This is a genomic window from Thiocapsa sp. (genome assembly GCF_018399035.1).
Classification (GTDB): domain Bacteria; phylum Pseudomonadota; class Gammaproteobacteria; order Chromatiales; family Chromatiaceae; genus Thiocapsa.
In genome coordinates this window covers 369,559-392,535 of record NZ_CP073760.1, presented here as the reverse complement: position 1 = coordinate 392,535, position 22,977 = coordinate 369,559, and the positions used below count along the sequence as shown (strand labels likewise).

The following is a 22,977-nucleotide window of genomic DNA, read 5'->3' as shown; positions in this document are numbered from 1 at the left end:
GCGGCATCACGCGCGCCTAGATCGACCGACCCGACGCCGCCGCATGCGTGCGCGCGACCTTGTCGAGCACGCCGTTGACGTACTTGTGCCCTTCGTGCGCGCCCAGCAGCTTGGTCAACTCGACCGCCTCGTTGATGGCGACACGATCCGGAATGGAGTCGGAGAAGAGGATCTCGAAGGCGCCCAGACGCAGGATCGCAAGCTCCACCGGATCGACCTGGCTGATGGGTCGGTCGAGGACCCGGTCAAGCTCGGTATCGATCTCCGCGACATGGATCGGAACGCCCGTGAGCAGTTGATCCAACAGCTCCATGTTGAAGTTGAACCGCTCCTTGGCATCGGGCGGAGCGTCGTCGTCCTCGGCCCCGTTCAGCGAGCCGGCAACGGCATCGAGCCACTCGGGGTCATCGAGGAGATGGCGTTTGATCTCCATCGGGTCTTCGCCGGTCAGTCGCCATTGATAGAGCGCCAAGGCGGCATAGCGGCGTGACTGGCTGCGGGGATTGATCGTCATCAATCGAGCTGCCGCAGGAGGTCGACCATCTCGATGGCGGACATGGCCGCCTCCGCGCCCTTGTTGCCGGCCTTGGTGCCGGCGCGCTCGATCGCCTGCTCGATGGTGTCGACGGTGAGGACGCCGAAGGCGACCGGGATGGCGTACTTGAGGCTGACCTGAGCCATGCCTTTGACGCATTCTCCTGCGACGTATTCGAAGTGCGGGGTTCCGCCGCGGATGACGGCACCCAGCGCCAGAATGGCGTCGAAGCTGCCCTTCGCGGCGAGGCGCTCGATGGTCACCGGCATCTCGAAGGCGCCGGGCACGCGCACGATGGTCAGCGCATCATCCGTCGCGCCGTGACGCTTGAGCGTGTCGATAGCGCCTTTTTCGAGCGCCTCGACCACGTAACTGTTCCAGCGCGATACCACCAGGCAGAAGCGCGCATTGTCGGCGCGCATGGCGCCTTCGATCGTCTTGATACTCATCGGTTGGCTCGTCTCGATTCAAACCGCAAAGGCGCAAAACGCGCGAAGGGGGTTTCAAACCGAAGTCTCGGAAGCTGCTTTCACGGACGAGGTGATGGACCGTCGGGCGGCAACACCTCGCCATCCTTTACGAGCTAGTACGACCTAGGGAACAGGTCAAAAATAAGTAAGACAACTCCACGAGAGAATACCTTTGTCACGGTTGTCGTTGTCGTTGTCGTTGTCGTTCTCGATTACGACAACGACAACGACAACGGTTAGATTCGGTGCTCAACTTGTTTCTGAAAGGTTATGAGTCGTCCTTTGCGCCATTGCGGTTCGCGCTCTACGTCTCGGCATCCGCCACGGCTCAGGTCGATGCACCACCCGCCGGCTTCCCGCCAGTGTACTCCATGACCTCCAGATCGAAGCCCGAGATCGCATGCATCGCCTTGGGCGCACTCATGACGCGCATCTTGCGCACGCCGATATCCGAGAGGATCTGGGCGCCGATCCCGTAGGTCCGCAGCGCATTGCGATCCTGGCGACGAGCCGGGACGACGTCGTCCTCGTCGTGGAGCTGGAAGTCCTTCAGACGCGCCAGCAGGTCGGCAGCACTGTCGCGGTTGCGCAGCACCACGATCACGCCCTCGCCCTCCGCTGCGATCTGTCGCATCACGTCCTGCAGCGGCCAGCCGCAGGCGTTGTGACGCGTGCCGAAGAGGTCGCACAGGGTATTTTGCAGGTGCACCCGGACCAGGGTCGGACGGTCGGGGCTGATCTCGCCCAAGGTCAAGGCCAAATGGATCTCGTTGTCGATACTATCCCTGTAGGCCACCAGGCGGAAGGTCCCGTGATCCGTGCGCAGCTCGCATTCGCACTCGCGCAGGACCGCCTTCTCGTGCCGAACCCGATAGTGGATGAGGTCCGCGATGGTGCCGATCTTCAGCTCGTGGGTCTCGGCAAAGGCTTCGAGATCGGGCCGGCGCGCCATCGAGCCGTCCTCGTTCAGGATCTCGACGATCACCGCGGCCGGGCTGTAGCCGGCAAGCCGCGCCAGATCGCATCCGGCCTCGGTATGACCGGCCCGGACCAAGACCCCGCCCGGCTGGGCCATGAGCGGAAAGATGTGGCCCGGTTGGACCAGATCCTTCGGCTGCGCATGCGGCGCGACCGCGGCCTGGATGGTCGTGGCCCGGTCGGCCGCCGAGATGCCGGTCGTCACGCCGCGCGCCGCCTCGATGGAGACGGTGAAGGCGGTCGAATGGGCGGCCTGATTGTCGCTGACCATCATCGGCAGGCGCAGGCGTTCGCAGTGCTCCTTGCTCAAAGTCAGGCAGATGAGACCTCGCCCGAACTTGGCCATGAAGTTCACTGCCTCCGGGGTCACGCGATCGGCCGCCATAAGCAGATCGCCCTCGTTCTCGCGATCCTCGTCGTCCATGATCACGACCATCCGCCCCTGACGGAGCTCCTCGATGATCTCTTCGGTACTGTGGAGGCCTGAATTACCCATGGCTCAAATATCGTCCGAGCGAAAAGCCGGTTAGTTTAATCCCAAACGTAGGATGGGTAGAGCGCAGCGAAACCCATCCTCCCCGCTCCAACGCCGAGAACAAATAGCGTCGAAACACATCACTCCAGCCCCGGCACCATCGCGTGGCTAACCCGAGATGCCGAGGTTTGGAGGATGGGTTTCGCTGCGCTCTACCCACCCTACGGCGATCTCGATCATCCATCGCCGGATCTCGCAAAACCATGCTGCGCGAGAAAACCCATGGTCAATCCCGGCTTCGCCGGACCGCTCTCGGCCGCGGCATCGCCCAGCAGCAGCCGCTCCAGATAGCGCGCAATCAGGTCCACCTCCAGGTTGACACGGGTGCCGCTGCGATAGCCGCCGATGATGGTCTCGGTCAGCGTATGGGGCACGATATTGAGCTCGAAGACGGCGCCGTCCACCTGATTGACCGTCAGGCTGGTGCCGTCCACGCAGATGGAGCCCTTCGGCGCGATATAGCGCGCCAGCTCCGCCGGTGCCTGGATGCGCAGTCGCCAGGATCGCGCATCTTCGCGCTGCTCGATGATCTGCCCGACACCGTCGACGTGGCCGCTGACCAGGTGCCCGCCAAGCGGGGTCGCCAAGGTGAGGGCCGGCTCCAGATTGACCGGACTGCCGGGCGTCAGCGTCCCGAGCGTCGTGAGGGACAGGGTCTCGCGCGAGACATCCGCAGCGAAGCCGCGCCCCGTCAACTCGACCGCCGTCAAACAGATGCCGTTGACCGCGATGCTGTCGCCGAGCGACGCGTGCGTAAGATCGAGCTTCCCGGCATCGATCGAGAGGCGCACGTCGCCGCCGCGCGGCTCGAGCCGCGCGATGCGGCCGATGGATTGGATGATTCCGGTGAACATGGTTTCGGTATCCGGTTTCTACGCTTTTCGATCGCTGCGTCGGGGTGAGGAGGATGGGTTTCGCTGCGCTCTACCCATCCTACGTGCTTCGGGCGCTGCCGGTCGGCTCGGGGCGGGCGGTGATGCGAAGATCTCGGCCGACGGCGCGAACATCGGTGATCGCGAGCGGGATGCGATCGCGCATCCGATCGAGTCCGGGCAGGGTGAACAGACCGCGTCCTGCATCGCCCATGAGGTGCGGGGCGAGGTAGATCAGGATCTCGTCGACCAGACCTGCCGAGATGGCCGCTCCGGCGAGGGTCGGACCGGCCTCCAGGAGCACCTCGTTGATCTCGCGGCGGCCCAGCTCCTTCAGAAGCGCGCCGAGATCGACCTGCACCGCGTCACCGGAACAGCGATAGACCTCGGCACCTGCGCCCTTCAGCTCGGTCATCCGCCCGGGGTCGTCGACCGCACCGACAATCAGGGTCGTCCCGGGCAGGGTCAGGATCCGGGCGCTCGGCGGCGTGCGCCAGCAGCTGTCCACCACCACCCGGAGTGGCTGGCGAATCGCCTCGCCCGGACGCATCCCGGGGAGATCGTCCGCACCGAGACGAACATTCAGACTCGGATCATCCGCCAGCAGCGTCCCGATCCCGGTGAGGATCGCCGAGCTGCCGGCGCGCAGACGCTGCACGTCGCGTCGCGCTGCCTCGCTCGTGATCCAGTGACTCTCGCCGCTCGCCATCGCGGTCCGTCCGTCCAGGCTCGCCGCAAGCTTGCAGCGCACATAAGGACGGCCCTGCTCCATCCGCTTGATGAAGCCCGGGTTGAGCGCGCGCGCCTCGGCCTCGAGCAGGCCGGTCTCGACGGCAACACCGGCCTCGGCCAGCAGTCGCAAACCCCGCCCGGCAACCAGTGGATTCGGGTCGACCATCGCGCAGACGACCCGCGCGACCCCGGCCTCCAGCAGACCGTCGGTGCAGGGCGGCGTGCGGCCTTGATGACAGCAGGGCTCGAGCGTCACATAAGCGGTCGCGCCGCGGCCACGCTCGCCCGCCTCGATCAAGGCATGGCGCTCGGCATGCGGCTCACCGGCGCGCCGGTGCCAGCCCTCGCCGACGATCCGGCCGTCTCGGACGATCAGGCAGCCAACGCGTGGATTGGGATCGGTCGTGAAGCGCCCGAGCTCGGCGAGCTGAACGGCCCGCGCCATGAAGGCCCGGTCGGCACCCGGGGCCGTCCTGCCCCTTGGCGCGTCATCCGACCCGGTCGTCAAGGCTTGGGCTCCAGCTCCTGGAGCAGATCCAACTGCTGGCGCTTCGCCTCGGGCGTCGGCTGCTGCTCCAGCCGCTCGATCTCCTCGCGGAAGGCGGCGACGTCCTCGAACTTGCGATACACCGAGGCGAAGCGCACGTAGGCGACCTGATCGAGCTGACGCAGCTCCTCCATGACCAGCTCGCCGATCCGCAGGGCCGGGACCTCGCTCTCTCCGCTCGACATCAACTTGCGCTGGATCCGCCACATCGCGCTGTCGATCTCGTCCGTGCTGACCGGCCGTTTCTCGAGCGCGCGCATCATCCCGGAGCGCAGCTTGCGCCCGTCGAAGGGCGCACGACTGCCGTCGCGCTTGACAACCCGCGGCAGATTGAGCTCGGCCGTCTCGAAGGTCGTGAAGCGCTCGTGACAGACGACGCACTTGCGCCGCCTGCGCACTTGGTCGCCCTCACCGGAAAGACGCGAGTCCACCACCTTGGTGTCCTGGGCGCCGCAGAAGGGGCAGCGCATTCAACGCTCGTAGACGGGGAAGCGTTCGCAGAGCGCAAGCACCTTGGTCTTGACTGCATCGATGGTCGCCCGATCGCCGCGCGCATCGATCAGATCGCACATCCAGCCGGCCAGATCGCGCGCCTCGTCGGTCCCGAAACCACGCGTGGTGATGGCCGGGGTGCCGACACGGATGCCGCTGGTGACGAAGGGCGATTGCGGATCGTCGGGCACCGCGTTCTTGTTGACCGTGATGTTGGCCGCGCCCAACCAGGCGTCGACATCCTTGCCGGTCAGACCCTGCTCGATGAAGCTGACCAGGAAGAGATGATCGTTCGTCCCGCCCGAGACCACGTCGTAGCCGCGCGAGAGAAACACCTCGGCCATCGTCTGGGCGTTCAACACGACCTGCTGCTGGTAGACCTTGAAGCTCGGCTCCAACGCCTCCTTGAAGGCCACCGCCTTGGCGGCGATCACATGCATCAGGGGACCGCCCTGGGTGCCCGGGAAGACCAGCGAGTTGAACTTCTTCTCAAGCTCGGGATTGGCCTTGGCCAGGATCAGGCCGCCGCGCGGACCGCGCAGGGTCTTGTGGGTGGTGGTGGTGGTCACGTCGGCGATCTGCACCGGGCTCGGGTAGACGCCTGCGGCGACCAGACCGGCGACATGCGCCATGTCGACCATCAGGTAGGCGCCGACGGCATCGGCGATGGTCCGGAAGCGCGCCCAGTCGACGATCCGCGAGTAGGCCGAAAAGCCGGCAATGATCATCTTCGGGCGATGATCAAAGGCCAGACGCTCGACCTCGGCGTAGTCGATCTCTCCGGTCGCCGGATCCAGTCCGTACTGAACCGCGTTGTAGATCTTGCCCGAGAAGTTGGGCTTGGCACCGTGGGTGAGGTGACCGCCGTGCGCCAGGCTCATGCCGAGCACCGTGTCGCCGGGCTCGCACAGGGCCATGAAGACCGCGGCGTTGGCCTGGGAGCCGGAATGCGGCTGGACGTTGGCGTAATCGGCGCCGAACAACTGCTTGGCGCGCTCGATGGCGAGCCTCTCGGCCACGTCCACGTACTCGCAGCCGCCGTAATAGCGCTTGCCGGGGTATCCCTCGGCATATTTGTTGGTCAGAACGCTGCCCTGAGCCGCCAGGACACGCGGACTGGCGTAGTTCTCGGAGGCGATGAGCTCGACGTGCTCCTCCTGACGACGCTCCTCGTTCTGGATTGCACCCCAGAGTTCAGGATCATAGTCGCTGATCTGCATGCTTTTCTTGAACATCGTTCATTCCCCCGGCGGCGCAAAGCCGCACAGTGTATCGATTCTTCGGCCCCGCGTCGCTATCTGGACCGTGCAGATGCGAAGATGTGAGAGAGGTCGTGAGGATTGGCAATCCCGCGGAAAGTCGGGTTTGACCGGAATCGGTCTCGCTCCGAGCGAGAACCGCCCCCGGGATCGGTCGACTTGCAGTCGACGATCCCGGGGGTGTCGGGTGTCTAAACCGCGTCCTGAGCGACATGCGTCATTTTCATTTCGCCTAAACCGAATCGCGAGAGACGCAGTTTAGTCGGCCCCCGCGTCGCCCGGAAAAAAGTCGGCAGCCAGGATGTCCTCAAGGGCGTAAGGACAGTGCTCGGAAAACTGCCGGCGATCGATCCCGGTTTCGTCCTCGGCCTTCAGCTTGGCTTTCTCGTAGGCCGCTTGCAGCTTCTCGATCAGGAAGGGACGCAGGCTGGGGCTGTCTTCCAGCAACTCGGAGATGTCCATGCGCTGCGCGAGGATCGTCGTACGCCAGCTGCGCGAACGCTTCGGTGCTTGGTAGTGCCATTTGAGGAGATGCATCAAGAGGACAGCGAGGCGGCTCAACAGCTCGCGTTTTTCGCTCTTCGCCATGGCCTCGAGCTCCTCTGCAATGTGTTCGACGTCGATCCGATCGAGTTGACCGCGGCGCATCAAGGCCACGTTGTCGGTCAGCCAGCCGTAGAAGTCTTGGTCGTAGCTTTGAGGTGTGCTCACGTGGACGTCCTCAGATGGTGTCACGGGCGGGGGTGTCGGCGTTGCCGATCGAGAACGGTGGAACCCGTACCGGTCGAGATGACAGGACTATAGATTGAGGAAGCGGCGGCGGCAAATCCGACCGGCCCGGGCGGGCATTCCGAACGCCGGTCAGACTGGACCGAACGATGCCCGGCATGCGAGATTTCGACAGCCTGACCCACGTGAGGATACTCGATGACGCCCGAAGCCGATTATGACCAGGATTTTTGCGCCTGGATCGCACGCAATGTCGCGCTGCTGCGCGCGGGACGCGTCTCGGAGGTCGACGCGGAAAACATTGCCGAGGAGCTTGAAAGCATGGGAAAGCGCGACCTGAGGCAGCTGAGGAGTCGCTTGCAGGTGCTGACCATGCATCTGCTCAAGTGGCAGTTCCAGCCGGAGCTGCAAAGCAAGAGTTGGCTCGCGACCATCGATCACCAGCGCGACGAAATCGAGGCTCTGCTGCTCGACAGCCCGAGCTTGCGCCCATCCTTGGGCGCAGCGCTAGCGATGATCTACCCCAAAGCTGTCCGTGACGCCTCCCGTGAATCGGGTCTGCCCGAGATGGCTTTCCCCGACACCTGCCCCTACAGGCTCGACGAGATGCTCGCACCCGGTTTTTTGCCCGAGAGCGGCCGACGTTGATCCGACGCAGGGGCTTCGCGGTGTAGAATTGCGGCCCGATCAGACCGACATGGCCATCATTGACATGTCGACAGCACACCGCCGGGGCCGCAGACGATGACCGAAACCATCCACAACGTCGATCACGCCGAGATCAGCAAGTTCGAGGAGCTGGCCTCGCGCTGGTGGGATCCGCACAGCGAGTTCAAGGCGCTGCACGAGATCAATCCGCTGCGCTTGGACTATATCGAGCGCGCGGCGGGCGGGCTGGCCGGCAAGCGGGTTCTGGACGTCGGCTGCGGCGGCGGCATCCTTTCCGAGGCCATGGCGCTGCGCGGTGCCGAGGTGACCGGGATCGACATGGGCGCCATGCCGCTGCGTGTGGCCGAGCTTCACACCCTCGAGAGCGGCGTGGAGGTCAGCTACCGGCTCGTGCCGGTCGAGGTGCTCGCGGCGGAGCAGCCGAACAGCTTCGATCTGGTCACCTGCATGGAGATGCTCGAGCACGTGCCGAGCCCGGCCTCGATCGTCGATGCCTGCGCGCGTCTGGTGCGCCCGGGCGGGACGGTGGTCTTCTCGACCCTCAACCGCAATCCCAAATCCTATCTCTTCGCCATCCTCGGCGCCGAATATGTCATGGGTCTCCTGCCTAAAGGTACGCACGACTACGCCCGCTTCATCCGCCCCTCCGAGCTGCATGCCTGGATCCGCCCGACCGATCTGCGCACCACCGACATGACGGGCATGACCTACAACCCGCTGACCAAAACCTATCGGCTCGCCCCCGACACTCTCGACGTCAATTATCTTGTGACCTGCGTGCGCGATTCCGATTGATGTCGGCCTCGCAGGCGGTAATCGAGTGGGCCTTTCCGAATCCCGCAACCCCGCCCGGCTCGTCCGCATACTACAGCGTGCGCTTTACATCGCCCGGGCTGCGCGACGATCTGGCCGCGCTGCTCGGTTGGCGTCATCTGGTGCGATCGGTCCTCGATGATGTTTCGGACCGGGGTGTGGCGGAACGCAAGCTCGGCTGGTGGAACGACGAGCTCGAGCACATCGTCATGGGCACGGGTCGGCATCCGCTGGGTGTGCCGCTCGGTCGGTTGATCGCGCGTGCCGAGCTGCCGCGACAACCCTTTGTCGACATCGTCCTGGGGACGGAAGCGATCCTGGCCGATCGGCGCGTGCAGGACGTCGCCGCACTCGCGGCCTTGGCCGACCTGGATCTCGGGGCGCTCTTCGAGCTGATCGCCCGCGCGCACGGCGATTCCTCACCGACCGGCATCGCCGCTGCCCGAGGTGCAGGCAGCTATTGCGGCTTAGTCGAGCTCGTCCGGGACAGCGGTCGTCTGCTGCGGCAAGACAGGTGCGGCTTCCTGCCCGAGGATCGACTGGAGCGTCACGGCGTGAGTCATGCCGATCAGCGGCCGACCGAGATCCGTAAGCACTTGGCCTCGCTGCTCGCCGATCTCGCCGAGGATCTGAATCGCCATCGCACCGGCCTGAGCCATGACCTTCCCGGGTTGCCCACCGTGATCCGGATCCGCGTCCGCCTCGCGGATCGCCTCCTCGCCGAGATCGCGGACAGCGAGTTCGACGTCGCCGACCAGCGGATCGCCCTGACCCCGATCCGCAAGCTGTGGAACGCCTGGCGCGAAAGTCGACGCGAATCACTCGTTTAAACCGCGCCGGATCCAGCGGTGATCAAGTCTGCCGGGGCCGATCCCATCCAAAAACAGCGCATACCGCACCGGGCGCGGTTTAATACTCAATGCCGCCGAGCGCGATCGCGGCGATCATTTCGAAACACGACAACCGAGCAAGAGGCATTTCAAGCAATGGACCAAGGACAATCCGACGCCGACCGACTGGACGGGCGCGTCATCTTGGTGACAGGCGCCGCCGAGGGGATCGGACGCGCCGTCGCGCTCGCCTGCGCCGCTGCCGGGGCGAGCGTCGTCCTGTCGCAATCCAACGAGTCGGACCTGACCGGCGTCTACGACGCGATCGAGGCCGACGGCGGGCCCGAGCCGGCGATCCTGCCGCTGAACCCGGAGACCGCGACCGAGGACGCCTTCCTCGCCGCCGCCAACGTCCTCGGCGATGCCTTCGGTCGGCTCGACGGAGTGGCCCATTGCGCCTCCTACGCGCCTTTTCTCAGCCGCATCGACGACTACGACGCGAGCGAATGGGAGCGCGTGATCCGCATCAATCTCACCACGCCCTTTCTCCTGACGCAGGTCTGCATGCCCTTGCTGCGGGCCTCCGAAGACGCCTCGGTGATCTTTACCTCCGACCGCGTCGGTCGTCAGGGGCTGGCCTACTGGGGCGCCTACGCTGCGGCCAAGTTCGGCATCGAGGGGCTTATGCAGGTTTTGGCTGCCGAAATGCGCGAAAACGGCAAGATCCGGGTCAACAGCATCGACCCCGGCGTCGTGCGGACCGCCTTGCGCGCCCGTCTTTATCCGGGCGAGAACGCTCTGAACAACCCCTTGCCCGAGACGATCGCCGGCGTCTACGTCCGCCTGCTCGGGCCGGCGGGACGGGGAACCAACGGCGCAGCGCTTCAGGCGCAAGACCCGGCTTGATCGCCCGAGCCGGAACGCAGCCGATGCGTAGGCCATGACCCCCGACCTCGATCAGGCGCTCGATCGCCTGCGAACCGCGGGGCTCTATCGGCGCCGCCGCGTGCAGGACCGCCCGCAGCAGCCGGAGGCCATCGTGGACGGCCGCCCCATGCTGAGCTTCTGCAGCAACGACTACCTGGGGCTCGCCAATCACCCCGAGGTCATCGCGGCGTTGCGACACGGGGCGGAGCGTTGGGGCGTCGGCAGCGGCGCCGCCCATCTGGTCAACGGACACAGCGCCGCCCATCATGCCTTGGAAGAGGAGCTGGCCGACTTCAGCGGACGGCCCCGTGCGCTCCTCTTCTCGACCGGCTACATGGCGAACCTGGGGATCATGTCGGCCCTGACCGGCCGGGGCGACACACTCTGGCAGGACCGGCTCAATCACGCCTCGCTGCTCGACGGCGCGCTCCTCTCGCGCGCGACGCTGCGACGTTATCCGCACGCCGATGCGGCCGAGCTCGACCGTCTGATCGGCGACCGAGACACGCGGATGATCGCCACCGACGGCGTCTTCAGCATGGACGGCGACCTCGCCCCCTTGCCCGCGCTCGCCCTGATCGCACGCCGCGCGGGCGCCCGGCTCCTGGTCGATGATGCCCACGGTCTCGGGGTGCTGGGGCGCGAGGGGCGCGGCACGCTCGATCATTTCGGTCTCGGCGCCGAGCAGGTGCCGATCCTGATGGGTACCCTGGGCAAGGCGTTCGGCACCTTCGGCGCCTTCGTGGCCGGCTCGGATGACCTGATCGAGACCCTGATCCAGCGTGCGCGAAGCTACATCTACACCACCGCAACACCCCCGGCCCTTGCGGAGGCGGCACGCACGAGCCTCGCCCTCGCCCGTCGCGAGGACTGGCGACGCGAGCACCTGCAGGCCCTGATCGCCCGACTCCGGGCCGGTGCGAACCAGCTCGATCTGCCGTTGTCCGAATCGCCGACGCCCATCCAGCCGCTGATCGCCGGGAGCAGTCATCAGGCGTTGGCGTGGGCCGGGGAGCTGGAGACCCGCGGGATCCTCGTCGGCGCCATCCGCCCGCCCACAGTACCGGAGGGCAGCGCACGTCTGCGGGTCTGTCTGTCGGCCGCGCATACCGAGACGATGGTGGACCGCCTGCTCGACGCACTCGCAGCCCTACAACCCGTGGCGCCGAGCGACTAAACCGGAGGCCGGAAGCCGTCGATCGGATCAGCGCAGCGTCATCCGACATTCAGCCTCTCGTTGGCATGCCGACGTCGGGTTGCGGCCCCCGTCGATGCATTGCGTTAAGATCTAACGCCGAACCACGCGGGCCCCATCCAACCCGCGTGTTAACCACTGACGACCCGACACCGAATGCACGACACAAAGGACGCAAAAGACACCGACCGCCACCTGGTTCTGCTCCATGGCTGGGGGATGAACAGCGCCGTCTGGGAACCTCTCGCCGACGATCTCCCGCCCGGCATCGTCCCCTGCCCCATCGACCTGCCCGGCCACGGCGACCGCCCCTTCTCGCCGCGACTCGGCGACCTCTGGTCCTGGGCCGACGCCTGTCTGGAGGCCGCGCCGGAGCGCGCGATCTGGCTCGGCTGGTCGCTCGGCGCATTGGTCGCCCTGGCGGCGGCGGTACGCTCACCCAAGCGCGTCGAAGGGTTGATCCTGATGACCGGCACGCCCCGTTTCGTGCGCGCGGCGGACTGGATGCCGGCGATGCTGCCCGAGACGCTCGACCAGTTCCATGCCGGTTTGCTCGCCGATCCCGACGAGACACTCGCGCGCTTCCTCGCACTCCAGTTGCGCGGCAGCGACGACGCGCGCGCGACCCTGCGGGGCCTGCGCCGACGCATCGCCGAGCGGCCCCAGCCGGACCCGGATGCGCTCTCGATCGGCCTGGACATCCTGCGCGACGAAGACATGCGCGGCCGGCTCCCGGACATCCGCTGTCCGACGCTTTGGATCTTCGGCAGCCATGACGTACTCGTACCCCCGGCCGTCGCCGAGCGTGTCGAGATCCTGATGCCGGGTGCACTCACTGCCGTCGTCCAGGGTGCCGCCCACGCGCCGCACCTCTCGCATCCGCATCGCACCCGCGAGATCGTTCGGACCTTCCTGACCCGGACCGAAGATCCCGTGGCAGGTCCGAGCGAGGATCGGCCCACGCCATGAATCCGATCGACCCACCCATCGACCTTCGCATCGACAAAGGTCGGGCCCGGCGCAATTTCGAGCAGGCCGCGGAGCGCTACGACAGCGTCGCCGTGCTCCAGCGCGAGATCGCCGACCGGCTGCTGGAACGCCTCGATTACGTGCGTCTCGAACCCGAGCGCGTACTCGATCTCGGGGCGGGCACCGGCTATGCCGTCGATGCGCTGCATCGGCGTTATCGCAAGGCGCGGGTCATCGCACTGGACTTCGCGCACGGCATGCTGTTGCAGGCGCGCCGGCGCGGTGGCTGGCTCCGGCGGCCGCTGTGCGTTTGTGCGGATGCCGAATCGCTTCCGCTTGCCGACGGCGCGGTCGATCTCATCGTCTCGAACGCCACCTTTCAGTGGTGCAACGATCTCGATCGCACCTTCGCCGAGTGTCTGCGCGTTCTGCGTCCGGGCGGACTCCTGATGTTCAGCACCTTCGGACCCGATACCTTGAAGGAGCTGCGGCAAGCCTGGGCGCGGGTCGACGGCGCCTCGCACGTGAGCCCCTTTCTCGACATGCACGACGTCGGCGATGCCTTGGTGCGCGCCCGCTTTGCCGACCCGGTGATGGACACCGAGCGGATGACCCTGACCTACCCCGCCGTCCGCGAGCTGATGCAGGACCTCAAGATCCTGGGCGCGGGCAACGCAACCGCCGCACGCCCGCGCGGTCTCACGGGGCGTGCCCGGATCGCGGCCTTGGACGCGGCCTACGAGATTCACCGCAGCGACGGTCGACTCCCGGCCAGCTACGAGGTCGTCTACGGCCATGCCTGGGTGCCGGAGCAAAAACCCGCGCAGGGAGGCATCGCCGTCCCCTTAAGCGCCATCGGACATCGCCGCCGCGCGACCTCGCCCGCGGATCGCGCCGTCAAGACCGGTGGCTGACCCCACCTAAACCGCGTCCAGAGCGAGATGCTGACTTTCGAGCGAGCTCGACGCTTGGTGGGTACCTAAACCGCGTCCAGAGCGAGATGCTCACTTTCGAGTGAGTTCGAAGTTTGGTGAATCCACGACCCTTAGCGGGGGACGCGGTTTAAAATTTTATATTTTTTAATACTTTAAACCGCGCCGGCTCCAGCGGTTCTGAAATCCGCCGGGGCCGATCCCATCCAAAAACATCGCATACCGCGCTGGGCGCGGTTTAATGGAGGATCGCATCGCCATGCACGGGCTCTTCGTGACAGGAACGGATACCGGCTGCGGCAAGACCGAGATCAGTCTCGGGCTGATGGCCGCGCTGCAGGCGACGGGGCAAAACGTGCTCGGGATGAAACCGGTCGCCTCCGGTTGCGCGCGCGGCCCCGACGGGTTGCGCAACGACGATGCCGTGCGCTTGAGCGCTCAGGGTAGCTTCGAGGCACCCTATGGCCTGATCAACCCCTATGCCTTCGAGCCCGCCATCGCGCCGCACATCGCTGCCGGCCAAGCCGGGGTCGAGATCGGCCTGCCGACCATCGAGCAGGCGTATCGAGCACTCACGGGCGAGGCCGATCAGGTCCTCGTCGAGGGCGTCGGCGGCTGGCGCGTGCCCTTGGGGCCGCAGCTTTTCCTCAGCGACATCCCCAAGGCGCTGGGGCTGCCGGTCATCCTGGTGGTCGGTTTGAGGCTCGGCTGCATCAACCACGCGCTGCTGACGGTCGAGAGCATTCAGGGCACAGGGGGCGTCCTGGTCGGCTGGGTCGGCAATCAGGTCGACCCGACGATGCTGTCTCGCGACGCCAACCTCGCCACCCTTACGGCCCTGATCGACGCGCCCTGTCTCGGCGTCCTGCCCTGGATCGAAGAGCCGATCCCGAGCGAGCTGGCCGAATACCTCCATCCCGAGCTGATCGATCTGCAGCCGCGACATACCGCCAAGCTCGCCACGACGCAGACTCGGACCGAATCGCGGTCAGAGACCGGGGCGCGGACGGCAAAGCGACGCGCATAGACCGGCGTAGTCGGCTATTCTTGGGGCTCGGCACCTCGCGTGCTTCTCACCACATTGGATCCGGAATGATCGCCCTTTTGATGCCGTCCCAAAGCCGCAGTCGCCCCAACTCGAAGACCCTTGCCCTGGTCACGATCCTGCTCGCCGCCATCCTCGCCGCGCCGACGGCACTGGCGGATCCGGTGGCCCAAGTCCGGGCCCTTCCGCAGGCGAGCCTGCTGCTTCAGGAGAACGGCCGTGACCTGATCGCGACCCGCGCCGAGACACCGCGCATCCCGGCCTCGACCATGAAGGTGCTGACCGCATTCGCCGCGCTCGAGACCTGGGGACGCAACCATCGCTTCGAGACCGACTTCTACATGGACGACGCCGGCTGGCTCTGGGTCAAGGGCTCTGCCGACCCCTATCTGGTCTCGGAAGAGCTCGACAAGGTCGTGAGCGTGCTCGCGGCCAAGGGTCCGCGCCGGATCACCGGCATCGGACTCGACGACAGCTTCTTCAGCCCGGATGTCGAGATCGCCGGGCGCTCCTCGACCGACAACCCCTACGACGCGCCCGTCACCGCCTTGGCGGCCAACTTCAACACCGTGAACCTGATTCGCACCGGCGACAGCATCAAGAGCGCCGAGCCGCAGACCCCGCTGACCGACTCGGCGCGGCGCTTCGGCATGGCCGGGGCCGCCGGAAAACAACGCGTGAATCTGCGAGAGCGCGATAAGGCGCTGCACTATTTCGGCGAGCTCCTCGCCGCCAAGCTCGAAGGCGCCGGCATCCAGGTCGGCGAGCAGCAACGCATCGCGCCCATGCCGCGCGACGCCAAGCGCATCTACCGCCACGCCAACAGCCGCACCCTCGCCGAGATGGTCTCGCCGATGCTCGAGTACTCCAACAACTTCATCGCCAATGCGCTCTTCCTGCGACTGGCCGATCCGAAAGGCACGGGGCAGGTCAACATGACCGGCGCGAAACGCGCTATGACCGACTTCTCGCGCAAGCGCTTTGCCTGGCGCGATTTCACGATCGACGACGGCGCCGGTCTCTCGCGCGCCAATCGGCTCAGCGCCCGCCAACTCGTGGAGCTGCTCGACACCTTCGAGCCCTATCGGGATCTGATGCCCCGGCAGAACGGTAACCCCTCCGTGCGTGCCAAGACCGGCACCTTGCGCGGCGTCAGCACCTATGCCGGCTATGTCCGCCGCGGCGCGAGCTGGGAACCCTTCGCCCTGTTGATCAACGAGCCGGTCGACGGCGCCATCAGACAACGTGTCGCCAGCAGCTTGGCACGCTGAGCGTTCGACCTCGCCCGCCTCTTCGCACCGACCATCGGGAGCTCACCGTGAATTGTTCGACCGCTGCGACTGCGCCCCGGCGCCGAACGGGTTCGATCGCGGCCTCGGCGCTTGTCGCACTGCTCGCGACCGGTTGCGCGATCGCGCCGACCGCCGAACGCGAAGCGGGCCTGCCGGCCGCGATCGCAGGCGCCCCGACCCTCGGCACCGCGGGTTTCCCGTCGCTGGCACCCCTGATGCGCCGGGTGACCCCGGCGGTGGTGAACATCTCGGTGAAGTCCGAGGTGCCGATGGAGGACCATCCCTTCCTGCGTGATCCGGAATTCCGCCGTTTCCTCGATCGCTTCGGTCTACCCGCGCCCGAGGAGGGAGAGATCGAGCAACGCCAGAGCGTGGGCTCCGGGATCATCGTCGATGCCGCGCGCGGCTATGTGATGACGAACGATCATCTGCTGCGCAACGCGACCGAGATCCAGATCACGCTCAAGGACAGGCGCACCTTTCGCGCGCGGCGACTGGGTTCGGACGCCGCCTCGGACGTCGCCATCCTGGAGATTCCGCCGGTCGACGTGCGCGCGCTCAAGCTCGGCGACTCCAATCGACTGGAGGTCGGCGACTTCGTCATCGCCATCGGCAATCCGTTCGGATTGGGCCAGACCGTCACCTCCGGCATCGTGAGCGCCGTCGGGCGCAGCGGGATCGCCGGAAACCGGCTCGGCGAGCTGATCCAAACCGACGCCTCCATCAATCCAGGCAACTCGGGAGGCCCCTTGATCAACCTCGCCGGCGAGGTCGTCGGCATCAACACCGCACTCATCGGCCCGAGCGGGGGCAATGTGGGGATCGGGTTCGCGGTGCCGAGCAATCGCGCCCGCGTCGCCTTGGACAAGGTGATGCGCGGGCGATGACCCTGCGGCAGTGCGATTCAACGCGTCGGCCTTGTCCCTAAACCCAGCCACGTTGCTGATCGGAGCGGCAGGGTGGAGAGGCGCAGTCCACCAACGCCGGCGCGGGGCGCGGTGGACTTCGCTCTCGCTCGTCCACCCTACCGACCGTTTTACGCAAGGCCAACGCGTCGCTGCGGGATAAGGTTTCAGTCCGATGCCCTTGCGCGGGCTGGATGGGTTTCGCTCTCGCTCTACCCATCCTACGTCTCTCGGTTGTTTGGGAATCGTCCCCGAGGGCTCAGTCTCCGCCCTCGCCGTAATAATTGCCGATATAGTTCTCGAACTTGGTGTATTTGCCGAGAAAGGTCAGGCGGGTGGTTCCGATGGGTCCGTTGCGCTGCTTGGCGATGATGATCTCGGCGACACCCTTGTCCTTCGTGTCCTCGTGATAGACCTCATCGCGATAGATGAAGACGATGAGGTCTGCATCCTGCTCGATAGCGCCCGATTCACGCAGATCCGACATCACGGGCCGCTTGTTCGGCCGTTGCTCGAGACTGCGATTGAGCTGCGAAAGTGCGATGACCGGGACGTTGAGCTCCTTGGCGAGTGCCTTGAGCGAGCGCGAAATCGCAGAGATCTCGGTCGCCCGATTCTCGCCGACACCGGGGGCCTGCATGAGCTGGATGTAGTCCAGAACGATCAGACCCAGGTCGTCTTGATCGCGTTTGAGACGTCGCGCACGCGCCCGGACCTCGGTCGGCGAGAGAGCCGGCGTGTCGTCGATGAACAGGGATGCGCCGGCCAGGATGTTGACCGCCGAGGTCAGGCGCGGCCATTCGTCGTCTTCGAGCCGTCCGGTGCGGACGCGGTGCTGATCGATGCGCCCGAGCGAGGACATCATCCGCATCGCCAGCGAGTCGCCGGGCATCTCCATGCTGAAGACCGCCACCGGGCGCTTGGATTGGATGGCCACATGCTCGGCCATGTTCATGGCGAACGAGGTCTTGCCCATGGACGGCCGTCCCGCCACGATGATGAGATCCGCGGGCTGCAGCCCCGAGGTCATCATGTCGAAGTCGGTGAAGCCGGTCGCCAGACCCGTGATGGGCTCGTCGCGCTGATAGAGTGCGTCGATGCGCTCGACTGCGCGCCCGAGCAAGGTCTTGATGGGTTGAAACCCGCCCCCGCCGCGCGCCTCTTGCTCGGCGATCTCGAAGACGCGTCGCTCGGCCGCATCGAGCAGCTCGGAGGCATCCCGCCCCATGGGGTTGTAGCCGCTGTCGGCGATGTCGGTGCCGGCAGCGATCATCTGGCGCAGCACCGAGGTCTGGCGGACGATCTTGGCGTAGGCCTTGATGTTGGCCGCGCTCGGCGTCTCGTTGATGATGGTTCCGAGGTAGGGCAAGCCGCCCGCACCCTCGAGCTGCTCGGTGCGCTCGAGGGTCTCGGCAAGGGTGACGACGTCGAAGGGCTGATCTGTGGCGGCGAGCTTGGCGATCGCCCGGAAGATCAGGCGGTGCTCGCGTCGATAGATGTCACGCTCGGTGACCATGTCGGCGATGCGGTCCCAGGTGCTGTTGTCCAGCATGAGACCGCCGAGCAGGGATTGCTCGGCATGGATGTTGTGCGGCGGGACGCGGAGCTCGTCGAAGTCCGCGCCCGGAGGGCCTTGGGAATCCGAGTCGAACATAGATTACCCCCGGCCCGAATGACTCGCGCAAGGGCGGGAGTCTCGCCGGACCTTCGAGTCGAGTCGCGTGACGTGCCCGGCAGGTCCGAGCGAGGCTCGCCTTGAATCCGGCGGACAGATGCCGCCGGACCATGAGGATACGGGCGTCTCAGTCCTCGGGAACGACGTCGACCTTGATGACGGCATCGACCTCGGGGTGCAGGTGCAGGGTCACCTCATACTCGCCGGCAGCGCGGAAAGGCCCACCCGAAAGCTTGATCTCCTGCTTGGTCAGCGCGAAGCCGGCAGCGGTCACCGCCTCGGCGATGTCGCCGGTGCCGACCGAGCCGAACAGCCGTCCCTGCTCGCCGGCACGGCGCGCGATCGTGACGCTCATCCCTTCGAGACGATCGCGGCGGGCACGGGCCTCGGCCAATTGTTCCTCTGCGACCTGCTCGAGCTCGGCACGCCGAGCCTCGAAGGCTTCGAGGTTGGCGTCGGTCGCCGACACGGCAAACCCGGACGGGATCAAATAATTCCGGCCATAGCCCGATCGGACACTGACCTTGTCGCCGAGCGCACCGAGGCGACCGACATTCTTCAGCAGGATGACTTCCACGTGTGTATTCCTCTCAAAAGTTCGTCGAGATCAGGGTTATGCACCCTTGATCCTCGGGTGATCATCCGGAACGGGCGGCGCATGCGCCGCAACCTGATCCATTCCGTCGAGATCGATCGGCCAAAGGGTTTCGGTCAATCCGCGCGGGTCAGGTCGCCGGTCCGCTCGGGCCGGGACCCGGCGGCCGCGCCGATGGAGCGACTCGGGACCGGATATCGGCCCAGATATCCACCAAACCGATGCAGGCGATCAGGAGCAGGACCTGCGGCATGAAAAACACCACCAGGACATAGAGTCCGACCAACCACGCCTGACGTGCCTGCTTGAGCGCACGCACCTGATGGGCCACCGCGAGACCCTGAAACAGGAGCAGGACACCCGGCACCAACAACAGGTTTGCCGTGAGGCTCGCGCCGTCGCCGAAGGGAAGAAGCGCCAAGAGCAGCAGCACGAGGACCCCGAATGCACGGCCCAACCGAAGCTCTCGAAATTCCTCGCCGAACCCGCCGGGGTTATAGAGCAGCGCCTGCCACCAGCGCGCAATAAAGAGCCCGAACAGCAACTGCGCGACCAGGGCCGCAGCGAATGCACCGGTCATCCAACCCGCGAGCTCGGCGAACACGGCCGCACTCGCCGCGTCGTCCAGCACGCCGTCCTTCACCAGCGCGTCCCGGAACGGCTCGAGGATCGTCAGCCAGGTTGCGCTCGGGTCGCCCATCAGGGCGTAGGCCGAGAGCATCAGCAGAATGCCCAAAGCCCCTGCCACTTGAAGCGTCAACGCCAAAGAGCGGCTATATCGCAGCAGCAGCGCCAGGGCCAGAATCGGCACCCAAAGCATCAGCAGCACGCCGAGCGCAGGCAAGGGCGAGCCCAACGCCAACCAGGCGATGGCGCCCATCCCGAGGGTCGCCACCGCGCTGACGATCAGGCCGTAGACAGGACCGCTGCGCAGGGCCACCAAACCGATCGAGCCGGCGCTGAACAAACCCAACGGCGGAATCAGGATCGACAACAAGGCCGTGACGGCGGCGACCAGCGCCGCCTGCGACGGGCCGCGCATCACGAAGGCTGCAATCGCCTTCATGTCGCCGGCTCAGTGGCCGTCGGTATAGGGAAGCAGCGCCAAATAACGGGCGCGCTTGACCGCTTGGGCCAATTGACGCTGATACTTCGCCGAGGTCCCGGTGATCCGGCTCGGGACGATCTTGCCGGACTCGCTGACGTAGGCCTTCAGCAGGTTGAGATCCTTGTAATCGATCTCGGTGATGCCTTCGGCGGTAAAGCGGCAGTAGCGCTTACGACGGAAAAAACGTGAGTTGTTGGATTCCATGGCTGGCTTCTCGTCTTAGTCGCTCTGGGAGTCGCTGTCGGGGCTGCTGCTTCGACCTGAATCGTCCCGGCGGCTGCTGCCCTCGGGTGCATCCGAGCGCTCGCGCTCCTCGCCGGTCTTCACCAACGGCGAGGGCTCCGTCACGGCATCGTCGCGGCGAACGATGAGGTTGCGCAGGACCGAATCGTTGAAACGGAAGGCGCTTTCGAGCTCGTCGATGGCCTCTTGATCGCACTCGACGTTCATGAGGACGTAGTGCGCCTTGTGCACCTTGTTGATCGGGTACGCCAGCGGGCGACGCCCCCAATCCTCCAAGCGGTGGACGACGCCGCCACGCTTTTGCAGATTCGTCTGGTAGCGCTCGATCATGCTCGCCACCTGCTCGCTCTGGCTCGGATGAACCATGAAGACTACTTCGTAATGTCGCATTGAAGCTCCTTTCGGATTGCCAGCCTCCCGCAGCGGCAAGATGGCCGAAACGGTGAGACAAGGAGTTCCCCGGAGTCCGGGGAATCGCGCATTATACGGAGTCCGGCCATTAGGTCAAAGGTTTGCAGACGACGGCCCGAGACTTGCCCCGGCACCGGGGTCTTGGATGCGCTCACGCGGCGGCGCCGAGCTCGGATTCGATGAGGCACTTCAGGTTGCGGGTCACGCGCTCGGCACCATCTTGTGCAGCGATGCGAATCAGCTTCTCGAAGGGGCGAAGCGCCAAATTGAGCTGTGCGAGCTCGAAGATGAAGGTGAGATGTGTATGCTCGCCGAGGGGGTCGAACCGATACTCGATGACGTAGGGGTCGGTCGTTCCCTTGAAGGAAACGCGCCGGCCCGGCTCGAGCGCGACGACACGGAACCGACTATCCGTGCGGCGCCCTTGGTCGACACGAGTCTGACGGCCGATCCAACCGACCCGGATCGGACCTTGGGTCACCGCCTGAAGACTCTGCACCTCCGGCGACCAGCGCGGGTAGTTGCGCAGGAAGTCCTCGACCACGAAGCTGTAGACCTGCGCGGGCGGAAGACGCACGAGTGTTTGCACTTGGGTTTTGACCATGGATGATACCGTCCCCCGACGCGCGCTGTTGACCAGGCAAGCAGGACCGAACATGGATCTTCGCAGAGAATGGGGCCTTGCGGAACCGGCCCAAGACCGAGATTGATCAAGGCCACGCGATTGAATCCCCCCTCGACAGACCGAAACCGCGCGCTCGACGGCATTCGCGGTCTTGCGATCCTCTGGGTCTTCGCCTTTCACGCAAACGCCCTATTGGTCGGGGTAACCGCCGACGCACCTGCCGGCTGGGGCCAATCACTGGCCGAGAAGGGTCTGCTCGGCGTGCAACTCTTCTTCGTCCTGAGCGGTTTTCTGCTCACGCGTCACTGGATGACTGCCGCCGCGGCCGGCGTAGCCTACCCGTCGATCGGACACTTCTTCGCGCGCCGAGCCCTGCGGATTCTCCCGACCTACTGGCTGCATCTGGCCCTCTTGTTCGGACTCATCCTTCCGATCCTGCGCGGCGGCTACGCGATTCTGGGTACCGACATCGGACTGACCAACCTCTGGCTTCACATCCCCTTACTGCACTTTCTGCACCCCGGAAGCTCCAGCTCGCTCGGGCTCAACATGGCCCTGTGGAGCCTGAGTCTCGAGGCGCAATTCTATCTGCTCCTGCCATTCTTGGCCCCCTTGTTCGTCCGAAACCGGGTCCTGATCGCGCTCCCCGCAGCCCTGCTGATCGCGCTTGCGTGGAAGACCTACGCGCCGGCCCTGCTGATGGAGTGGGTTTACCTGAACGTCTCCCCGTCGCGATTGGTCTTCTTCGATCCGGTCTCGGGACACGCCGACCCCTTCCCGCCCGAGATGATGCGCTTCTTTCTGGAGCGCCAGTTGCCGGGCGAGCTGATCGCCTTTGCACTCGGCATGGCGGCAGCCAACCTCTACACGCGCCTGCGCTCGTGCGAACCGGCCCCGCAACCGCTGCGCGCCATCGACCTAGCCGCACTCGCCTTCCTGGTGCTCGCGACGCCGACGCTGATCCACCTCTCCTTCGGCGAGATCTTGACGGGCGTCGGGTGGCGACTTCTGGGAATGCCGCTCTTCCTTGTCGGCTGCACGCTACTCGTCCTCGCCGCCGCGCTTCGGACCCCGTTGATCGGCCGGATCTTCGCAAGTGCGGTCCTGGTACCGATCGGCATCGTCAGCTACAGCCTCTTTCTGTGGCACGAGCCCGTGCTGCGGCTCGTCGCGACGGGCCGGCTGCTCCCGAACGCGTGCGACGGTGCGCCCTGCCGCGTCGCACTCGCATTTGGAATCTCCCTGCTCGTCGCAGCTGCTTCGTACATCCTGACCGAGCGACGACGGTCACCGCGGGTGTAGGGTGTTCCGTCAAACGTTGCGACATTCCTATCAGGCAACCCGACGCAGTTGGGCGAGGTGGGTGGTCGTGAGCAGCCGCAGCGGGATCGTGTCGTCAGCCGGACAGCCATTCTCCGCCAACATTTCCGGAACCCGGACCTGCAACAGCGTCATCATGGCTTCCAGGGTGGACGCCTCGCCGACCAGTCCGGGGACATTGCTGTTCTCGATGTACCAGACGCCGGCCTCGGCATCCCATTCGACGCAGATTTCGTAGTGCATGGCGGTGTTCTCGATGTGCAGTGATGACGTG

At 65.6% G+C, this 22,977-nt stretch carries 26 protein-coding genes; 11 read left to right on the top strand and 15 right to left on the bottom strand.

Features of this window, described 5'->3' with window-relative positions:
- Window positions 1-16: 16 nt before the first annotated feature.
- The 8 genes from nusB to KFB96_RS01815 all read right to left on the bottom strand — a co-directional run bounded on the left by nusB (window position 17) and on the right by KFB96_RS01815 (window position 7,131).
- A complete protein-coding gene (gene nusB, locus KFB96_RS01850) occupies window positions 17-514 on the bottom strand; it encodes a transcription antitermination factor NusB (protein ID WP_213458697.1) in 498 nt (165 codons plus the stop codon).
- The gene (gene ribE / locus KFB96_RS01845) at window positions 514-984 is read right to left on the bottom strand and encodes a 6,7-dimethyl-8-ribityllumazine synthase (protein ID WP_213458696.1); all 471 of its coding nucleotides are present in this window, start codon (window positions 982-984) and stop codon (window positions 514-516) included. The genes nusB and ribE overlap by 1 nt, the downstream gene beginning before the upstream one ends.
- Before the next feature lie 349 nt (window positions 985-1,333).
- Entirely contained in the window at window positions 1,334-2,479 is a 1,146-nt protein-coding gene (gene ribBA / locus KFB96_RS01840; RefSeq protein WP_213458695.1) for a bifunctional 3,4-dihydroxy-2-butanone-4-phosphate synthase/GTP cyclohydrolase II, read from the bottom strand.
- A gap of 215 nt (window positions 2,480-2,694) precedes the next feature.
- Window positions 2,695-3,372: a riboflavin synthase gene (locus tag KFB96_RS01835; RefSeq protein WP_213458694.1), complete on the bottom strand. Its 678-nt coding sequence runs from the start codon at window positions 3,370-3,372 to the stop codon at window positions 2,695-2,697.
- 79 nt (window positions 3,373-3,451) lie between these two features.
- Window positions 3,452-4,567: a bifunctional diaminohydroxyphosphoribosylaminopyrimidine deaminase/5-amino-6-(5-phosphoribosylamino)uracil reductase RibD gene (ribD, locus tag KFB96_RS01830; RefSeq protein WP_213459800.1), complete on the bottom strand. Its 1,116-nt coding sequence runs from the start codon at window positions 4,565-4,567 to the stop codon at window positions 3,452-3,454.
- Window positions 4,568-4,626: 59 nt separating this feature from the next.
- Window positions 4,627-5,139, bottom strand: coding sequence for a transcriptional regulator NrdR (gene nrdR, locus KFB96_RS01825; RefSeq protein WP_213458693.1), 513 nt, complete (start codon window positions 5,137-5,139; stop codon window positions 4,627-4,629).
- Window positions 5,140-6,396 (bottom strand): serine hydroxymethyltransferase, encoded by a 1,257-nt coding sequence (gene glyA, locus KFB96_RS01820; protein WP_213458692.1) that lies wholly within the window; start codon window positions 6,394-6,396, stop codon window positions 5,140-5,142.
- A gap of 282 nt (window positions 6,397-6,678) precedes the next feature.
- Window positions 6,679-7,131, bottom strand: a complete 453-nt coding sequence (locus KFB96_RS01815) for a DUF29 domain-containing protein (protein WP_213458691.1) — start codon at window positions 7,129-7,131, stop codon at window positions 6,679-6,681.
- Window positions 7,132-7,347: 216 nt separating this feature from the next.
- Between KFB96_RS01815 and KFB96_RS01810 the strand changes: the two genes are divergently transcribed.
- The 10 genes from KFB96_RS01810 (at window position 7,348) to KFB96_RS01765 (ending at window position 16,708) form a co-directional block, all read left to right on the top strand.
- Entirely contained in the window at window positions 7,348-7,797 is a 450-nt protein-coding gene (locus KFB96_RS01810) for a DUF29 domain-containing protein (protein WP_213458690.1), read from the top strand.
- A 96-nt stretch (window positions 7,798-7,893) separates the two neighbouring features.
- Window positions 7,894-8,613: a bifunctional 2-polyprenyl-6-hydroxyphenol methylase/3-demethylubiquinol 3-O-methyltransferase UbiG gene (ubiG, locus tag KFB96_RS01805; protein ID WP_213458689.1), complete on the top strand. Its 720-nt coding sequence runs from the start codon at window positions 7,894-7,896 to the stop codon at window positions 8,611-8,613.
- Complete coding sequence (locus tag KFB96_RS01800; RefSeq protein ID WP_213458688.1) at window positions 8,613-9,461, top strand: squalene/phytoene synthase family protein; 849 nt, start codon at window positions 8,613-8,615, stop codon at window positions 9,459-9,461. Before ubiG ends, KFB96_RS01800 begins: the two co-directional genes overlap by 1 nt.
- A gap of 156 nt (window positions 9,462-9,617) precedes the next feature.
- A complete protein-coding gene (locus KFB96_RS01795; protein WP_213458687.1) occupies window positions 9,618-10,367 on the top strand; it encodes an SDR family NAD(P)-dependent oxidoreductase in 750 nt (249 codons plus the stop codon).
- A 34-nt stretch (window positions 10,368-10,401) separates the two neighbouring features.
- Window positions 10,402-11,565, top strand: a complete 1,164-nt coding sequence (gene bioF, locus KFB96_RS01790; RefSeq protein ID WP_213458686.1) for an 8-amino-7-oxononanoate synthase — start codon at window positions 10,402-10,404, stop codon at window positions 11,563-11,565.
- 174 nt (window positions 11,566-11,739) lie between these two features.
- Entirely contained in the window at window positions 11,740-12,552 is an 813-nt protein-coding gene (gene bioH / locus KFB96_RS01785; RefSeq protein WP_213458685.1) for a pimeloyl-ACP methyl ester esterase BioH, read from the top strand.
- Entirely contained in the window at window positions 12,549-13,466 is a 918-nt protein-coding gene (gene bioC, locus KFB96_RS01780; protein WP_213501671.1) for a malonyl-ACP O-methyltransferase BioC, read from the top strand. The genes bioH and bioC overlap by 4 nt, the downstream gene beginning before the upstream one ends.
- Window positions 13,467-13,743: 277 nt before the next feature.
- The gene (gene bioD / locus KFB96_RS01775; protein ID WP_213459798.1) at window positions 13,744-14,511 is read left to right on the top strand and encodes a dethiobiotin synthase; all 768 of its coding nucleotides are present in this window, start codon (window positions 13,744-13,746) and stop codon (window positions 14,509-14,511) included.
- Window positions 14,512-14,576: 65 nt separating this feature from the next.
- Window positions 14,577-15,800 (top strand): D-alanyl-D-alanine carboxypeptidase, encoded by a 1,224-nt coding sequence (locus KFB96_RS01770; RefSeq protein WP_213458684.1) that lies wholly within the window; start codon window positions 14,577-14,579, stop codon window positions 15,798-15,800.
- A 47-nt stretch (window positions 15,801-15,847) separates the two neighbouring features.
- Complete coding sequence (locus KFB96_RS01765) at window positions 15,848-16,708, top strand: trypsin-like peptidase domain-containing protein (RefSeq protein WP_213458683.1); 861 nt, start codon at window positions 15,848-15,850, stop codon at window positions 16,706-16,708.
- A 277-nt stretch (window positions 16,709-16,985) separates the two neighbouring features.
- Here the strand turns inward: KFB96_RS01765 and dnaB are convergent, their stop codons facing one another.
- The 6 genes from dnaB to KFB96_RS01735 all read right to left on the bottom strand — a co-directional run bounded on the left by dnaB (window position 16,986) and on the right by KFB96_RS01735 (window position 21,362).
- Complete coding sequence (gene dnaB, locus KFB96_RS01760) at window positions 16,986-18,380, bottom strand: replicative DNA helicase (protein ID WP_213458682.1); 1,395 nt, start codon at window positions 18,378-18,380, stop codon at window positions 16,986-16,988.
- Window positions 18,381-18,528: 148 nt separating this feature from the next.
- Complete coding sequence (rplI, locus tag KFB96_RS01755) at window positions 18,529-18,978, bottom strand: 50S ribosomal protein L9 (protein WP_213458681.1); 450 nt, start codon at window positions 18,976-18,978, stop codon at window positions 18,529-18,531.
- A 148-nt stretch (window positions 18,979-19,126) separates the two neighbouring features.
- Complete coding sequence (locus tag KFB96_RS01750) at window positions 19,127-20,062, bottom strand: DUF2232 domain-containing protein (protein ID WP_213458680.1); 936 nt, start codon at window positions 20,060-20,062, stop codon at window positions 19,127-19,129.
- A gap of 9 nt (window positions 20,063-20,071) precedes the next feature.
- The gene (rpsR, locus tag KFB96_RS01745; protein ID WP_093187021.1) at window positions 20,072-20,308 is read right to left on the bottom strand and encodes a 30S ribosomal protein S18; all 237 of its coding nucleotides are present in this window, start codon (window positions 20,306-20,308) and stop codon (window positions 20,072-20,074) included.
- A gap of 15 nt (window positions 20,309-20,323) precedes the next feature.
- Complete coding sequence (gene rpsF / locus KFB96_RS01740; RefSeq protein WP_213458679.1) at window positions 20,324-20,737, bottom strand: 30S ribosomal protein S6; 414 nt, start codon at window positions 20,735-20,737, stop codon at window positions 20,324-20,326.
- Window positions 20,738-20,909: 172 nt separating this feature from the next.
- Entirely contained in the window at window positions 20,910-21,362 is a 453-nt protein-coding gene (locus KFB96_RS01735) for an SRPBCC family protein (RefSeq protein ID WP_213458678.1), read from the bottom strand.
- A 102-nt stretch (window positions 21,363-21,464) separates the two neighbouring features.
- On the opposite strand from KFB96_RS01735, the gene KFB96_RS01730 reads away from it, so the two are divergent.
- Entirely contained in the window at window positions 21,465-22,685 is a 1,221-nt protein-coding gene (locus KFB96_RS01730; RefSeq protein ID WP_213501669.1) for an acyltransferase, read from the top strand.
- A 30-nt stretch (window positions 22,686-22,715) separates the two neighbouring features.
- Here the strand turns inward: KFB96_RS01730 and KFB96_RS01725 are convergent, their stop codons facing one another.
- On the bottom strand, window positions 22,716-22,946 hold the full coding sequence (locus KFB96_RS01725; RefSeq protein WP_213458676.1) for a DUF1902 domain-containing protein: 231 nt from the start codon (window positions 22,944-22,946) through the stop codon (window positions 22,716-22,718).
- Between the last annotated feature and the right edge of the window lie 31 nt (window positions 22,947-22,977).

Coding starts and splice junctions, on each gene's coding strand:
- nusB (WP_213458697.1), bottom strand. CDS start 514: ATGACGATCAATCCCCGCAGCCAGTCACGCCGCTATGCCGCCTTGGCG.
- ribE (WP_213458696.1), bottom strand. CDS start 984: ATGAGTATCAAGACGATCGAAGGCGCCATGCGCGCCGACAATGCGCGC.
- ribBA (WP_213458695.1), bottom strand. CDS start 2,479: ATGGGTAATTCAGGCCTCCACAGTACCGAAGAGATCATCGAGGAGCTC.
- KFB96_RS01835 (WP_213458694.1), bottom strand. CDS start 3,372: ATGTTCACCGGAATCATCCAATCCATCGGCCGCATCGCGCGGCTCGAG.
- ribD (WP_213459800.1), bottom strand. CDS start 4,567: ATGGCGCGGGCCGTTCAGCTCGCCGAGCTCGGGCGCTTCACGACCGAT.
- nrdR (WP_213458693.1), bottom strand. CDS start 5,139: ATGCGCTGCCCCTTCTGCGGCGCCCAGGACACCAAGGTGGTGGACTCG.
- glyA (WP_213458692.1), bottom strand. CDS start 6,396: ATGTTCAAGAAAAGCATGCAGATCAGCGACTATGATCCTGAACTCTGG.
- KFB96_RS01810 (WP_213458690.1), top strand. CDS start 7,348: ATGACGCCCGAAGCCGATTATGACCAGGATTTTTGCGCCTGGATCGCA.
- ubiG (WP_213458689.1), top strand. CDS start 7,894: ATGACCGAAACCATCCACAACGTCGATCACGCCGAGATCAGCAAGTTC.
- KFB96_RS01800 (WP_213458688.1), top strand. CDS start 8,613: ATGTCGGCCTCGCAGGCGGTAATCGAGTGGGCCTTTCCGAATCCCGCA.
- KFB96_RS01795 (WP_213458687.1), top strand. CDS start 9,618: ATGGACCAAGGACAATCCGACGCCGACCGACTGGACGGGCGCGTCATC.
- bioF (WP_213458686.1), top strand. CDS start 10,402: ATGACCCCCGACCTCGATCAGGCGCTCGATCGCCTGCGAACCGCGGGG.
- bioH (WP_213458685.1), top strand. CDS start 11,740: ATGCACGACACAAAGGACGCAAAAGACACCGACCGCCACCTGGTTCTG.
- bioC (WP_213501671.1), top strand. CDS start 12,549: ATGAATCCGATCGACCCACCCATCGACCTTCGCATCGACAAAGGTCGG.
- bioD (WP_213459798.1), top strand. CDS start 13,744: ATGCACGGGCTCTTCGTGACAGGAACGGATACCGGCTGCGGCAAGACC.
- KFB96_RS01770 (WP_213458684.1), top strand. CDS start 14,577: ATGATCGCCCTTTTGATGCCGTCCCAAAGCCGCAGTCGCCCCAACTCG.
- dnaB (WP_213458682.1), bottom strand. CDS start 18,380: ATGTTCGACTCGGATTCCCAAGGCCCTCCGGGCGCGGACTTCGACGAG.
- KFB96_RS01750 (WP_213458680.1), bottom strand. CDS start 20,062: ATGAAGGCGATTGCAGCCTTCGTGATGCGCGGCCCGTCGCAGGCGGCG.
- rpsR (WP_093187021.1), bottom strand. CDS start 20,308: ATGGAATCCAACAACTCACGTTTTTTCCGTCGTAAGCGCTACTGCCGC.
- rpsF (WP_213458679.1), bottom strand. CDS start 20,737: ATGCGACATTACGAAGTAGTCTTCATGGTTCATCCGAGCCAGAGCGAG.
- KFB96_RS01735 (WP_213458678.1), bottom strand. CDS start 21,362: ATGGTCAAAACCCAAGTGCAAACACTCGTGCGTCTTCCGCCCGCGCAG.
- KFB96_RS01725 (WP_213458676.1), bottom strand. CDS start 22,946: ATGCACTACGAAATCTGCGTCGAATGGGATGCCGAGGCCGGCGTCTGG.